Source organism: Streptomyces rugosispiralis (genome assembly GCF_024505145.1).
GTDB classification, from domain to species: domain Bacteria; phylum Actinomycetota; class Actinomycetes; order Streptomycetales; family Streptomycetaceae; genus Streptomyces; species Streptomyces rugosispiralis.
Genome location: NZ_JANIAA010000001.1, coordinates 924,183 through 938,018, shown reverse-complemented (window position 1 = coordinate 938,018; position 13,836 = coordinate 924,183). Strand labels below are relative to the sequence as shown.

At 71.7% G+C, this 13,836-nt stretch carries 16 protein-coding genes and 1 pseudogene; 1 reads left to right on the top strand and 16 read right to left on the bottom strand.

What is annotated here, in order from left to right; genetic code table 11:
• The coding region (locus NP777_RS04080) for a TIGR03943 family putative permease subunit (protein ID WP_256648603.1) at positions 1-584 on the top strand (584 nt) is incomplete at its 5' end.
• 49 nt (positions 585-633) lie between these two features.
• Here NP777_RS04080 and NP777_RS04075 read toward each other — a convergent pair.
• From NP777_RS04075 to NP777_RS04000, 16 genes and pseudogenes are all read right to left on the bottom strand, one after another.
• The gene (locus tag NP777_RS04075; RefSeq protein WP_256648602.1) at positions 634-831 is read right to left on the bottom strand and encodes a hypothetical protein; all 198 of its coding nucleotides are present in this window, start codon (positions 829-831) and stop codon (positions 634-636) included.
• On the bottom strand, positions 831-1,928 hold the full coding sequence (locus tag NP777_RS04070; RefSeq protein WP_308404999.1) for a hypothetical protein: 1,098 nt from the start codon (positions 1,926-1,928) through the stop codon (positions 831-833). Before NP777_RS04070 ends, NP777_RS04075 begins: the two co-directional genes overlap by 1 nt.
• Positions 1,925-2,965: a hypothetical protein gene (locus NP777_RS04065; RefSeq protein ID WP_256648601.1), complete on the bottom strand. Its 1,041-nt coding sequence runs from the start codon at positions 2,963-2,965 to the stop codon at positions 1,925-1,927. The genes NP777_RS04070 and NP777_RS04065 overlap by 4 nt, the downstream gene beginning before the upstream one ends.
• 85 nt (positions 2,966-3,050) lie before the next feature.
• A complete protein-coding gene (locus NP777_RS04060) occupies positions 3,051-3,959 on the bottom strand; it encodes a phage distal tail protein (RefSeq protein ID WP_256648600.1) in 909 nt (302 codons plus the stop codon).
• Positions 3,960-3,972: 13 nt separating this feature from the next.
• Positions 3,973-5,130 (bottom strand): hypothetical protein, encoded by a 1,158-nt coding sequence (locus tag NP777_RS04055; RefSeq protein ID WP_256648599.1) that lies wholly within the window; start codon positions 5,128-5,130, stop codon positions 3,973-3,975.
• Positions 5,131-5,144: 14 nt separating this feature from the next.
• On the bottom strand, positions 5,145-5,747 hold the full coding sequence (locus NP777_RS04050) for a hypothetical protein (RefSeq protein ID WP_256648598.1): 603 nt from the start codon (positions 5,745-5,747) through the stop codon (positions 5,145-5,147).
• Between the two features lie 30 nt (positions 5,748-5,777).
• Positions 5,778-6,158, bottom strand: coding sequence for a DUF5361 domain-containing protein (locus tag NP777_RS04045; RefSeq protein WP_256648597.1), 381 nt, complete (start codon positions 6,156-6,158; stop codon positions 5,778-5,780).
• A 14-nt stretch (positions 6,159-6,172) separates the two neighbouring features.
• The gene (locus NP777_RS04040; protein WP_256648596.1) at positions 6,173-6,463 is read right to left on the bottom strand and encodes a hypothetical protein; all 291 of its coding nucleotides are present in this window, start codon (positions 6,461-6,463) and stop codon (positions 6,173-6,175) included.
• 39 nt (positions 6,464-6,502) lie between these two features.
• Positions 6,503-7,078, bottom strand: a complete 576-nt coding sequence (locus tag NP777_RS04035) for a phage tail tube protein (protein ID WP_256648595.1) — start codon at positions 7,076-7,078, stop codon at positions 6,503-6,505.
• Between the two features lie 54 nt (positions 7,079-7,132).
• Positions 7,133-7,540, bottom strand: a complete 408-nt coding sequence (locus NP777_RS04030) for a hypothetical protein (RefSeq protein ID WP_256648594.1) — start codon at positions 7,538-7,540, stop codon at positions 7,133-7,135.
• 163 nt (positions 7,541-7,703) lie between these two features.
• Entirely contained in the window at positions 7,704-7,901 is a 198-nt protein-coding gene (locus NP777_RS04025) for a helix-turn-helix domain-containing protein (RefSeq protein WP_256648593.1), read from the bottom strand.
• On the bottom strand, positions 7,898-8,566 hold the full coding sequence (locus tag NP777_RS04020; protein ID WP_256648592.1) for a hypothetical protein: 669 nt from the start codon (positions 8,564-8,566) through the stop codon (positions 7,898-7,900). The genes NP777_RS04025 and NP777_RS04020 overlap by 4 nt, the downstream gene beginning before the upstream one ends.
• Before the next feature lie 138 nt (positions 8,567-8,704).
• Positions 8,705-9,499 (bottom strand): SDR family NAD(P)-dependent oxidoreductase, encoded by a 795-nt coding sequence (locus tag NP777_RS04015; RefSeq protein ID WP_256648591.1) that lies wholly within the window; start codon positions 9,497-9,499, stop codon positions 8,705-8,707.
• A 100-nt stretch (positions 9,500-9,599) separates the two neighbouring features.
• Positions 9,600-12,089, bottom strand: coding sequence for a beta-glucosidase family protein (locus NP777_RS04010; RefSeq protein WP_256648590.1), 2,490 nt, complete (start codon positions 12,087-12,089; stop codon positions 9,600-9,602).
• A gap of 219 nt (positions 12,090-12,308) precedes the next feature.
• Positions 12,309-12,470, bottom strand: a pseudogene (locus NP777_RS04005) (GNAT family N-acetyltransferase); the annotation flags it as partial.
• Positions 12,471-12,668: 198 nt separating this feature from the next.
• The gene (locus tag NP777_RS04000; RefSeq protein ID WP_256648589.1) at positions 12,669-13,811 is read right to left on the bottom strand and encodes an amidase domain-containing protein; all 1,143 of its coding nucleotides are present in this window, start codon (positions 13,809-13,811) and stop codon (positions 12,669-12,671) included.
• Positions 13,812-13,836 lie beyond the last annotated feature (25 nt).

Below are 13,836 nucleotides of genomic sequence, written 5' to 3'. Positions count from 1 at the left end.
CCGACCAGAGCAATGGCGGCGGCCACGGCCTCGGCCATACCCACGGGGGCGGTGGCCCGAAGGTCGCCTGGCTGCTGTACGTACCGGCCCTGACCATCCTCTTCCTGGCGCCGCCCGCGCTCGGCTCGTACACCGCCTCCCGTGACGAGGCGAAGGCACCCCGGGCCCCCTCCTCCTCGGACGACAGCGGGGACAGCCTCTTCCCGGCCCTGCCGGACACCGGTGTGGTGCCGATGACGCTGAACGACTTCAGCTCCCGTGCGGTCTGGGACACCGACGGCACCCTCAAGGGCCGTATCGTCCGGCTCACCGGTTTCGTCACCCCCGGCCGCCACGGCACCTGGTACGTCAGCCGCCTCGTCATCAGCTGCTGCGCCGCCGACGCACAGGTGCGCAAGGTGCGGGTGCACGGGGCGTCGGCGCCCCCCGCCGACGCCTGGGTGACCGTCACCGGCACCTGGCATCCCACCGGAAAGGTGGGCACGGACGATGCTCGCCCCGCCCTGGACGCCACCGCCGTACGGCGTGTCGCCGCGCCCAAGGATCCCTACCACGACATGGTGACCGGGCCGGGCGGTGGTTGAGCCGCCCCGGCCGCCCCGGCCACCCCTGCCGCCCCGTCGGGACCGGACGTCAGGGGCCAGCCGCCGTACCGTCGGGCCGCGGTGGCTCCTCCCCGGAAACCTCCTGGACCCGCGGCGGTGACGGCTCGGTGACGGCCAGGGCCGCCGCCATCCCGCCGGGCTTGCTGTTGACGTAGGTGGTGAGGCGGTGCACCTGACGTTCCAGGGCCCTGATCCGGTCCACGATGTCCTCGGGCAGGTTCGCCATCAGTCTGCCTCCTCCAGATACAGATCGGCGGTCTCCGCACGTCCCCGCTCCGGGGCGGTGACCTTGATGCCGACGACGCGGTAGCGGGCGTCCAGCCCCTCGGAGAACCACACGTCCTTGATGCGCAGCCGCACGGTCGTGCCGAGCAGCGCGGGTGTGGTGCCCGAGCCGAGGCGGATCCGCACCGAGGGGATGACCACCGTGCCGCGCAGAGCGGCGAGTTCGGACCGGGCGAACGCGTCGAGCGTCGCCTTGTCGGTGACGTTGCTGTGGTCGGACGAGGTGTCCAGGCGCGGGAACCCGGCCGCGAGGAGATCCTGCGCCACCTGTTCCGCGGACATCACCGGGCCGCCCGCCCCGCCCTCCGGGGTGCCGCCCCTGGCCCGCGCGGTCGTCCCGCCGCGCGTGGCGTCGCGGGGGAAGGAGTAGGACAGCACATCGCCCGGCAGATCCAGCATCACCGGCTGGCTGCCCACCCGGATCGCCGGGGAGCCCAGCTGGAGCAGCCTCACCCGCCGCCCGGTCACCGGATCCCGGTACACCGCGATCCGGTGCTCGAAACCCGGTTCCATCGCCGCGAGTTGCCCGATCGCCTCCTCCACCAGGGTCTCGTCACCGTCGCTGTAGGCCACCGTACGGGCCGCGGTGGGGGCCGTCGGCTCGTACTCCACGCCGATGTGGCCGCCCTCGGACCCCTGCATGTAGTCCCACAGCCGGCGCACGATCTCCAGATGGTCGAGCGCGGTGAAGCTCAGATTCGCGCGGATGTAGCGACGGCCCGCGTAGGAGTCGAACGTGGCCGCCTGCAGCCCGACCGTGGTCAGCCCCCGGTCGTCGGTGGCCGGGGTCAGGGTCCAGACGATGCCACCCCAGCAGACCTCGTCCCCCCGCTCCAGATAGACGGCGGTGCGCCCCTCCACCAGCTCCCGGACCCGCCGGGCCATCCGGGCGTCGGGCACCGGAATGGTCGCGGTCAGGGATCCCGGCTTGCCGAGGTAGTCGTCGTACTCCACCTCCCGCAGGGGCAGCACGTCGATGGCCTGGTCGGTGCGCAGATCGGCGAAGACGGCGCGGTAGCGGGCGTCCACGGCGGTCACGCCACCGGGTCCACGCGGACGAAGCGGTTGTCGAAGTGCACACGCGTCCCCGCGATCGAGGAACGGTACGCGGCGGTCGCCGTGTAGACGGCGCCCGGGGTGAGGTTCCCCACCGGGAAACAGGTGGAGATCGAGGCCCGCCCGGCACCGTCGAGGATCGCCGCGCGGTCGTCGGACGGAGCGAGCACCTCGGTGCCGTTCTGCGTCCTGAGCCGGAACGACTTGTACGCGGTGGCGCTCCCGTCGGCGGCCGTGAAGGCGCCGAAGGTGATGGACACCCACCGGGACGCCGGGGCGGTGAAGGTGGCGGTGAGCGTGGCGACGGTGTCGGTGAGCATCTCCTGATAGGTCGCGGAGGTGGTGGCTCCCCAGTCCGCCGTGTGCCGGAGCACGGTGTCCGGAATGTACTTCGTCCACTGGGTGCCGTCCCAGCGCTCCAGCCGGCCGCCCGCGTCGCGGTACTGCCCGGCATATGCCCCGTTGTGCGGCGCGCCGCCCGCGGCGGGGACGATGCCGCCGAGCGCAGCGGTGTAGCGGCGGCGGTCGGTGATGGCGGAGGCCCAGGTGATGCCCTTGGCCGCGGACGCCCCGGCGGGCACGGCGATCTCGTAGAGAAGCTCCGCGTTCTTGGGCACGGCCGGGGCGGTGGGGGAGCCGGCCGGGGTGCCCTGGAGGAGTTCCAGGGCGGCCTCGTACTTCCCGGAGCCGTCGTAGTCGGTGTCGTGGACCCGTACGACGAGCGCGTCCACACGTGGCAGGCTGGAGTGCCCGTCGGCGACGGTCAGCAGGGTGTCGGAGTCGACGGTGACCGGATAGCCGCCCTGCGATCCGGTGGAGGTTCCCGGGATCCACACCTGGCCCGGGGAGAGCTTGGCCTGCATACCGGTGGCGGTGGTGCCGGTGAGCTGCAGCCCGCCGAACACGCATCCCGCCCGGGTCAGCAGCGGTCCGGTGGACGCCATGCCGAGGCTGACGGCCAGCCGGGTGTCCTCACGGGTCTGGCCGGTGGGCAGATGCCAGGCGGAACGGACGGTCATAGGACGGCTCCCACGGTCATCGGAGAACTCCTCGTGGTCGTAAGGGCGTTGAGGGGCGGAGCGGATGATGGGGTGGCGCGGTGCCTCACCACTCGGCGCGGCGCCAGGTGATCGTGGCGGTGGCTCCCTCCCCTCCCGACGACGCCCGGAAGGAAAGCTGCGACGTCCCGGACGGCAGGGTGAACGACTCCTCCGGGGCGCTGCCCGGTGTGGCGGTGTGACGGCGCGAGGCGGTGCCGTTGAACATCACGGTCCCCTCGGCGGTGTCGACGACCAGTTCGTCGTCCGGGGCGAGGGTGATCGCGTACTCCAGCCAGTCGCCGCTGGTCCGGTTGGCCAGTCGCGGCCGGGTGCACGGCCCGGTGAAGGTGATCACCGGATGGGCGGGTGCGCTGCCGTCGTTCTCCACCGCGAGATCTCCGGTGGAACCGGGCGCACCCCAGGCCAGCGGCCAGTTGAGCGGCCAGATGAGCCCCGCCTCCGGCTGCGGGAGCCCGGCGGTGTCCCGCCGCCCCACCGCCTCGTAACGGCGTGGATCGCTCGCCTTCCACTGGAGCGTCATCTTCGCCAGCCGGCTCGCGGCGAACTGCCGGTCGGTGGGGACCACGCGCTGGGCGACCCGGGCCCGTACGGCCAGCGTCTCGCCGTGCAGGCGTACGGCCAGCCACTCCTCCTCGTCGCGTACGGAGGTGGCGGCACGCAGTGTGCGCAACGCCTCCCGCACGGCCTCCGGTCCGGCGTCCGGGTCGGGGGCGAACCACACCTGCGCGGTGACCGTACGGGCCTGCGCCCACTGTGAGCCGGGCCAGCCGCCGTGCCCGACGGGGCGGTCGGCGTCGGAGGTGTCCAGCGCGGGCAACTCCTCCCAGCCGGTGAGACCTTCGGCGGCGATCCAGTAGTCGGTGCCGGGGCCCATCAGCAGCCCGGCCCACTGGACCTGCCCGTCGGTGGTGATGAGCGGCCCCGGTTCGGTGGCGGTGGTCTCGCTCGCCATGTCCCTCACCCCCTCACCCCCTCGCCCTCATCAGGAACATCAGATCCTCGGCGGTCTGCCGGGCGCTGGCGCCCGGGGCTTCGTGGTAGTGCTCGATGACGAATCCGCCGCTCGGCCTGCCGGAGCCCGCCGGGGCGGGCGCGGGTCCGGTGCGGGCCAGCAGTGTGCTCAGCCGGTTCAGCGGCAGCACCGCCTCGGCCTGCCCGCCCTCGGCGAGCAGCGCGAGCGTGCCGCCGGGGCGCGGCAGCACGATGCCGCCCTGGGCGAGCGTGGGGATGGTGGGGATGTTCACCCCGAATGACTGGCCGCCGATCCCCGGCACCCAGGAGGGCACCGAGACCTTGACCCGGTTCAGCGCGCCGATCGCCCGGTTGACCAGCCCGATCACCCCGTTGAGCGGTCCGCGTACGGCCCCGAGCACGGCGCTGAACGCACCCTTGACGATGTCCGCCAGCCCGCTGAAGGCGCGTTGGATGCCGTTACGGGCGGAGCGGAAGGCGCCCGGGATCCGCTCCGAGAAGAAGGACAGCAGAGGCCGGACCACGGCCATGATGGCGTGGATGACCGTGGTGATGATGGTCTTGTAGATGTTGAAGTACGTCTTCACGACGGTCCAGATGACCTTCAGCACGACCGTGAACGCCGTCTTGATGCCGTTCCAGGTCGCCTGCACCACTTGTTTCGCCACCCGCATCGTGGAGCCGATGACCTGGCCGATGATCTTGAAGGCGGCCTGGACGATGCGCTGGACCGTCTTGACCTGCATCGCCATGTCGACGAGCTTCATGATCAGCGGCATCAGCAGCGCCATGATGGCGCCGAACACGTTCGACTTCATCGCGGTGTTGAGGCCCTTCTGGGCCGTGGTCACCCCCTGCAGCCCCGTCTTCATCCGCCCCATCAGCCCGCCACCGGTCGCCGCGCTACGCCCCGCGGTGGTCATGGACCTCCCGCTCCTGGCCACGCTGCGCTCGGCGGCGTTGGCCTCCCGCTGCAGGGTGCGCATGGAGTTGGCCGACTTGTCCACGTCCCCCTTGACGCGGCCGACGGCGGAGCCCGCCTGTGTCGCGGTACGGGCGAACTTGGAGACGCTGTTGTCGGTCTGGCCCACGGTGCTGCGCAGGCCGCGGAAGCCGGAGACGGATCGGTTGAGCGCTTGTACCAGTGACATGGGCGGCCTCCTCCTCAGCCGAGAGCTCTGACGAGACCGCTCAGCCGTCGCTCCAGCTCGTTGATGGCCCGGCTCGCCTCATTGATGTCCTGCACGTTCGACACCCGGCCGGGTGGCATAGAGCCGCGGGCGTTGCCCGCGGCCGTGCGCTGCCGCCGGTGGGCGGCCTCGGCCTTCTGCAGTGCGTCCTTGCCCCTTCGCAGGGCTTGCTGGCTGTCCCGCTCGGCCTTTTCGGCGATCCTGCGGATGGAGGTGACCTCCGTGCGGACGCGGAGGATCGTCCGGGCCAGCGACGACCGCGTCGCCGCCACCCGCTGCTTCACGGCGGTGACGGACGACTTGATGCCATCGATCGTCTGCCGTGCCTCCCGCTCGGCACGTCTCTCCTTGAGGAATTCCTGAAGGTTGAAGTCCGTCCCCGCCAGTTTGAAGGAGTAGGTGGCCAGGTTGGCCTCGCCCTTGAACGCCGTGGCCTCAAGTTTGAGCGCGTTGGCCTCGGAGTTGATGAGCGTCATCGCCTCCTGGTGCCACTGCCTCTGGACCCCTGGCCAGAAGCGGTCGAGCCACTTCGAGACGGCCGTCTCGGCGACCCTGGTCACCTCTTCACTGTTGCCCACGCACCCTCCCAGTGGACTCGAACGGCCGTTTCACCCGAAGAACCGCGCCAACTCCGCCCCCGTCGGCGCGTGGCCGGCGGGTGGGCCGCCGGATGTGTCGGTGGCCTCCGCCCCCGGCCTCGGCACCGGTACCGGCGCCTCCGGCGGGTCCGCGTACTCGTCGCGGTTGGCCGACGCGAACATCCAGTTGGCGATCGCCAAGTGGTCCACGACCGCGGCCAGCAGATGGTCCGTCAGCCCCCACTCCGCCGCCTCGCCCTCCCGCGCCCGTACGAACGCCGAGTCCGGCGGCAGGTGGCGCACCAGGACCGCCAGGCGCCGCGAGGACAGCGCCTCGCGGTGCCAGTCGAGCAGGTCGACGCCGTAGTACCGCAGCAGATCGGCCTCCAGAGCCTCGGCGTGCTCCTCCACGAGCGCGCCGAGGCTCAGCCTTCCCCCACGCCGAGCCCGGTGTCCTGGCCGTACGCCTCGAGGATCGCGGCGATGTCCTGCACGCTCACCTCGTGTTGGCACAGCCGCTGGTAGCTCTCCTCGCCCATGAGGAGGGCGAGCAGCCCGTCCAGGTCGTTGTCCTTCAGCTCGGCCAGCGCGTGCGCCGAGCGGCGGGGGATCTCGGTGGGGAGGGAGAACGTCTCCCCGTCCACCTCGAAGTCCCAGGTGAGGCCCAGCGCTTCCAGGCGCTGGGCGCGGGCGGCGTTGACATTGAACGCGGCCATGGCGGCGGCTCCTTCGCGATCGACGTGGCGGAGAGGGGATCAGGGCGTGACGAACGCCGGGTCGTTCATCAGCCAGGTGGCCAGCGGGGTGTCGTTGTCCACGGCCAGTGCCGTGAAGGTGACCCCGAGCCGGATCGCGGCCGTGCGGGTGAGCTGGAGCTCATCGGTCTCGGTGACCTGGCCACGGCGGAGGACGAACCGGTACTTGATGACATCGCCGTCCGCGAACTCCACGCCCAGCATCCGCTCGTCCTTCTTCGGCTCGGCGGCGAGTTCGTAGCGATACACCTTGGACTCGGCCTCCGTCTCCGTCACCGCGGCTCCGCCGAAGAAGAACGGCAGGGTGTCCTCGTTGAGCTGGAGCAGCTGGAACTTCACGGTGAGGTCGCGGTCGGAGTAGACGAAGCGGGCCGGGCTGACCGACTGCCAGGTGTCCACCGGGTCGATCTTGTCCTTCTTGTTGAACTTGATGCCGTCGGTGGTGGTGTACCCGAGGTCCCGCCAGTCCGACGCCCACGCCGTGGAGACATCGGCCGGGACGGCGGTGCCGAGCGGGGCGGTCAGGATGCGGCCGGTGCCCGCGACACGGATCTCATTGGGGTTCATTCCGGGCATACGAGTGCTCCTTGTGGCGTGGAGATGAGGGCGAACGGTCGGCTGGTGGGTGGCCTACGCCGGGCGGATGGAGAGCCGGGCCGTGGACAGATAGCGGCTGGCCGCGGCGTGCAGGTAGTCGGGCAGCCACCGGGGGCCGTCCATCTCGGAGACATCGGTGACACAGGCGGTGCCGAACGTGGTGCCGCGCATGGTGAACAGCGCCGTGCGGGCGGCCGTGGCGACGGTGTGGGCCGTGGGTTTGTCCGGGCCGTACACCTCGAGGTCGACCAGCGGCTGGTCGAGGTGGATGTCCTCCACCCAGACGCCGCCCGCCCGGGAGACCAGTACGGCCTTCTGCGTCCCGTCGAAGTCCGGCGGGGTCCGGTTGTCCACGAGTACCCCGGCCAGTTCGGGGCGGTTCTTCAGATGCTCGACGACGAGGCGTTCGACGTCGGGAAAGATCACCAAGGGCTCGGTCATGCGCGCACTCCTTGCTGTGGTCAGGGCTGCGCACAGCGAAAAGCGGCGGGGCCGTGGCCCCCAGGGGGCACAGCTCCGCCGCTGGCATCAAGTGTGATGCACGGGATGCCCATTGACAACCACTTGTCGTCACTTATGCCGAGATGACCATGGGTCCCGCAGGTCACGTACGTCGTCGTGTGGCCCGCTCGGCCGCGAACACATCCTCCAGCCGATAGAGGAACGCCTTGCCCTGACGCCCCGCGGGCCGCAGATGCTTCAGCTGCACCCACTTGCGGAGGGTGGCCGGGGCGACGCCCACCTCCGCGGCGGCCACGGCGGCGGTCAGCAGCGGATACTCGGGCGCCCGTGTGGTCCTCATCGGCTCACCGCCACGACCGTGGAACCGCCGTCCAGGGCGGCGGTGATCTCCTCCGGGGCGAGCGTCCCGCCGGCCGCCAGCTCCGCCCACTCGCCCTCCGGCCAGGAGTGCCGATGCGCCCGGTCCGCGTGGCAGCCGCACGCGGTGTGCGGGCAGCGGCAGCCGGGGTTGATGCACAGCACCGCCCGGCGCAGCGGAAAGGCCCGCAGCGAGACCGAGGCGCACAGTGGGCACCGGCCGCGCAGCCGGACCACGGGCTCGGTGTCCCCGAGCACGCCCGAGCAGCGCCGCGCCATGCCGCTGACCTCGTCCAGCAGATGGCGCATCAGCAACGGGTCGGCCGCGACCCGTTCCAGCAGCCCCGCGAGACGGGCCAGCCTGACCTCGACCGTTCCCCTGCCCGCGGGCGGCAGCCCGAGCCGGTCGTGCACGGCCTCCTCGAGTTCCACGACGCCGTCGGTGATGTCGCGTACGGTGTCGGAGACCCGCAGGCGTAACGGCTCCGAGGGCCCGCGCCGGTCGGTGCCTCCCCGCTGCCGGCCGAGGCCGGGACGGTGCGGGGACGGCGCCAACTCCGCCTGAAGTTCGGGGAATCGCCGGGTCAGGACGGCGATCCAGTGGCCCGCCCTGACGCGGTCGGGATGCGCGAGTGCGTCATTGCTCAACAGAACCCCCCAGGTCGTCTGCTGCTTCGCTCCCTAGGGACCCCAGGTCCACGCGGAACGGTTCCCACCGGAAGGGCGGGTGGACGCAGGGATCGGGGAAGGGCCGAAGCAGGCGTCAGGAAGGCGCCGCGGCGAGGGTCAGGGGAGGATCGAGTCGACGTAGCCGCCGTCGACGCGCACGGCTCCGCCGGTGGTGGCCGAGGCGAAGGAGGAACTCAGGTAGACCGCCATGTTGGCGATCTCCTCGGGCTCGATCAGCCGCTGGAGCAGCGACTGCGGCCGGTGCTTGGCCATGAACTCCCGCTGCGCCTCGTCCCAGGGCAGCTCCGGGTCCACCAGCTCGTACACGAAGTCCTCGACCCCGCCGGTGTGGGTCGGCCCGGCGATCAGCGAGTTGACCGTGACCCCGGTCCCGGCCGCGTCCTTGGCGAAGCCGCGGGTGACGGCGAGCAGCGCGGTCTTCGACGTGCCGTAGTGGATCATCTCGGCGGGGATGACGACGGCGGAGTCACTGGCCACGTTCATGATCCGGCCCCAGGAGCGGTCCTTCATCCCGGGCAGGTAGGCGCGGATCATCCGGACGGAGGCCAGGACGTTCACCTCGAAATAGCGCCGCCACTCATCGTCGCCGATCTCCAGCGGCGGAGTGGCCCCGAAGATGCCGAGGTTGTTGACCAGGATGTCGGCGTCCGGAACGGCGCTGGTGACCTGGCGGGTGCCGTCATCGGTGGTGATGTCGCCGGGGGCGGAGACGAACGAGCCGCCCTCCGTGTCCTCCTCCAGCTTCTGGATGGCGGCCTCGACGGACTCCTGCCGACGCCCGTTGACGGCGACACGGGCGCCCGCCCGCGCCAGCCCGGCGGCGATGGCGTATCCGATGCCCTGCGTGGAGCCGGTGACCAGGGCGGTCTTACCGGAGAGGTCGATCTGCACGGCGCTCCTTCGTCGATTTCGATGCCTAATTGCTTGCGTGCGCCTTTAATTGCGCACGCGCCATGCTAGCGCAGTCCGATGCGACGACGGCCGTGGCCGCTCAGGACCCATGGCGGATCTCGACGTGCCCCCGCAACCTCCGATCGCGCGAGGAGGAGCCCACTTCCACGGTCCGGCGCCCGGTGCCGAGTACCCATCCATGGCGTTCGGAGTCCCATGCGGACAGCGTCCGGGCGGTCACCCGCACCGTCACCTTCCGCGCCTGACCGGGCCGCAGCTGGACCCGCCGGAATCCCGCCAGCGCCCGCACGGCCTGGTCGAGCGGCAGATCGGGCGAGGGCCCCACATACACCTGGGCCACCTCCGCCCCGGCCCGCCGCCCGGTGTTGCGCACGGTGAAGACCGCCTCCAGGCCGCTTCCGCGCCGCCGCAGCCGCAGCCCCGCATAGGCGAAGGTGGTGTACGACAGGCCGTGGCCGAAGGGGAAGAGCGGCCGCACCCCCTCGGCGTCGTACCAGCGGTAGCCGACATGGACGCCCTCGGAGTACTCCTCACGGCCGTTCACCCCGGGGTAGCGCCGGGGGTCTCCGGCCATCGGGTGGCGGTCGTCGGAGACGGGGAAGGACTGGGTGAGCCTGCCGCCGGGGTTGGCGTCGCCGAAGAGCAGGGCGGTGGTGGCGGCGGCGCCCTCCTGGCCGGGGTAGTACATCTGGAGCACGGCTCCGGTCTGCTTCAGCCAGGGCATCGAGACGCACGACGAGGTGTTGAGGACGACGGTCGTGCGCGGGTTGGCCTCGGCGACGGCGGCGATCAGCGCGTTCTGGTGGCCGGGGAGGGCGATGGTGGTGCGGTCCCTGCCCTCGGTGGCGTCCTCGTAGGCGAAGAGCACCACGCTGTGCGCGGCGCGGGCGGCGCGCACGGCCCCGGCCACATCGGCGGCGCGCGTGGCGGAGGTGGTGCGGCGCAGCCGGAAGGCCAGCCCCTTCCCGCCGCCCTTGGCGGTGATCTTCAGCCGGTGCTTTCCCGCCGTCAGCTTGACGGCCGCCCGGCGCACGGCGAGCCCGTCCGGGGCGGCGCTGACGAGGCCACCGGTGAAGTACTCGCCCAGGCCGGAACGGAACGGGAACAGCTCCTCGCCGTCCAGCAGCACCTTCGGGCGGCCGGTGGGCGGACCGCCGAAGTGCAGCACGAACGTCCACTCATCGGCCTCGGCGACGGTGAGGGTGCCGTCGTACGTCCAGCTCCCGCCCGCCGCCACCTTCCGCTTCTCCAGCCCGGTGGCCGGGGAGAGCGCGGAGGCGGGGATCTTCTCGCCGAACACGTCCTCGCCCAGGGCGTAGCGCACCCGGGCCCCCTTTCCGGCGCGCTCCCGGATCGTCTCCAGCGGGCTCGCGGCGTGGTCGGGGACCACATGGGCGCTGCCGCCGCCACTGACGAAGGGGATGGAGCCGGTGGGCCCGACCACGGCGATCGACCGGGCGGCGGACCCGGTCAACGGCAGTGTGCCGTGCTCGTTGCGCAGCAGGACGCCACCCGCCGTGGCGACCTTCAGCGCGGTGCGCGACCCGGCTGCGGGGTCCCGGCCGGGCCGTGGCGGGGTGCCGCCGTCCAGCAGCCCGAAGCGGTCCATGACGGTCAGGACGCGACCGACGGCGCGGTCCACCTCTGCCTCCGGTACGGTCCCGTCGGCCACCGCCTTCCGCAGGGCGTCGCCGAAGTACGTGCCGTCCGGCATCTCCATGTCGAGCCCCGCGCCGAGGGCCGCCGCGGTGCTGTGCGCCGCGTGCCAGTCGGTCATCACCCAGCCGTCGAAGCCCCAGTCCTCGCGCAACACCCCGGTCAGCAGCGGACCGCTCTCGCCGGCGAAGGCCCCGTTGACCTTGTTGTAGGCACCCATGACCGCCCCCGCGCCCGCCCGTACGGCCGCCTCGAAGCCGGGCAGCTCCATCTCCCGCATCGTCCGCTCGTCGACGATGACGTCGATCGACTCCCGCTCGCGCTCCTGGTTGTTCATGGCGAAGTGCTTGACGGTGGCGATCAGGCCCTCGCCCTGGATGCCGCGGACCTCCTCGGCGACCAGCTCGGAGGCGAGCAGGGGGTCCTCGCCGAAGGTCTCGAAGTTGCGCCCGGCGTACGGGGTGCGGATGAGATTGACCATGGGGGAGAGCAGCACATCCTGGCCCAGCGCACGGCCCTCGCGCCCGAGGACGCGCCCGTACTCCCGCGCCAGGGCCGGATCGAAGGCGGAGGCGAGCAGCACCGGCGCGGGCAGCGCGGTGGCATGCCGGGCGACCCGTACGCCGGCGGGTCCGTCCGCGAGCCGCAGTGGCGGAATGCCGAGCCGGGGCACACCGGGGGTGTGCCCCGCCTGCCCGAGGCCGTGGGGATCCTTCGTGCCGTGCAGCAGCGCGAGCTTCTCCTCCAGGGTCATCCGGCCGATGAGGGAGTCCACCCGGGAGCCGGGCTCGGGGCCGAGTCCGGTGGCGGGCTCGGCGGCGGCCACCGGCCATCCGCCCCCACCGGTGGCGGCGACGGCCATCGCCCCTCCCAGGAGGGACAGGGCGGAACGGCGTGACAGGGCGCCCGGCATGGCGTCACTCCATCTCTCGCGGCTCGAAGACGTGTGTGTACGCAGGCGTGCTGACGTGGCTGCGGTGTCCGTCGGGTCAGAGCCCGTGTCATATCCCCGGCCGGGCGTCGCACGCCCGGCCGGGGATATGACACAGGCTCTGAACACCGTGCGGACATCACATCACGGGGTCGGCCGCTCGCCGGGGTGCGCCGGGTTTCTGGATCGAGGTGTCGCCGGTCAGCGGGCGGCGATCCGCGCGGCCACGCAGAGGTCCTCGTCGCGGTAGCCGAGACGGGTGGAGAGCCGTTCGGCGGGGGCGTTGTCGGCGAGCTGTCACAGGGTGCAGAAGCCGTGCCGGCGTACGGCGTACCGGGTGAGCCAGGAGGTCAGCGCCGCACATGGCCACGGGGACCGTCGAGCCGGGTCACGGCCCGGCGCCGGCCCGGCCGAGCCGGTCGGCCGTCGGCGCGCCGCGCCGAAGCGCGGCAGAGCGGAGCCCGGGTCTGACACACAGCCCCTGGCCGGGCGCAAACGCGGTGGACCCCGCCCGGGGGCGGGGTCCACTGTCACGGGGAATACGGATGCGCGCCGGGCGCGTCAGGTGCGGTAGGCGTAGTAGAGCGAGTTCGGGTACGAGGCGATGATGCTGGCCACGGACTTCCGGTAGGTGTTCACCGAGTGGTAGGTCATGTACGGCACACCGCTGGAGCTCCGGTAGGTGACGATCATGGTGTGGTCCTTGGACCCGTCCTTGTCGAAGTCCATCTGCATGACGTCACCGACGCCCATGTAGTAGACGTTCGCCAGGTTGGTGGCCCGCTTGGCGTCCAGGGTGAACCAGGACCACTCGTTGGCGCCCACCCAGGACGTCGACTGGTACGAGGTGTCGTACCACCAGCTGCGGTAGTCCTCGGCGTCCCCGGACTTGTTGGCCCAGCCGCCCGCCTTGAGGGCCTGGCTCACGAAGTTGGTGCAGTCCCCGCCGGCCTCGTTGAACTTCCGGTAGGCGGGGTTGTAGTTCTGCCAGTACTTCTCCGCGTACGAGGCCATCGCCGCGTAGTTGTAGCTTCCGGCGGGCTTCGTCTGCGGCTGGGACGGCTTGGAGATGGCGGCGGGTGTTGCCTCGGGCAGTGCCGTCGTCCTGGCCGTCGCCACCCGCGCCGTGGCGGGCTCGTTGACCGCCAGCGGGCCGTCGTCGGTCGAGGTGAGGCCGGTCAGCTGCCACTTCCCGTCCGCCGTGGCGGTGAAGCTCAGCCGGTGGTGCGCCTGGAAGCCGGTGGTCGCGGGCTCGTCGCCGCGTATCTTCTTGTAGGCCAGCGTCGTGGTCTCGGTGGCCTGGACCGTGGCGTGCCCGGCCTTGACCCGTATCCGGTCCACCGCCACCCGGGTGTCGGCGGAGGTGTACGCCTCGCCCAGGGTCGCGAGCCGCGCCTTGCGGGTGCGCAGCGTGGACAGCGCGGTGTCCTCGGTCCGGGTCTGCCCGGCCGACAGGCGGACGTTCTGCTCGGCGAGCGGGGCCGCGCGCCGCACCGACTGCTTGTTGTTGTCCAGCAGAGCCGCCGTGCGCTGGGTCAGCACCGCTTCGGCCAGCCGTCCGAAGGACCGCGCGGTCGCGGTGTCCACGGTACCGGCCGCCGCCGGGCTCTCCGCCGCGTTCGCGGCGGAGGCGGGCAGAACCACGGCGGACAGGGCCGCCGTCAGCACGGCCCCCACGGCGGATCTGAAGGTCGTTGACTTCACGTGTATTTCCCCTCCACACCCCCGG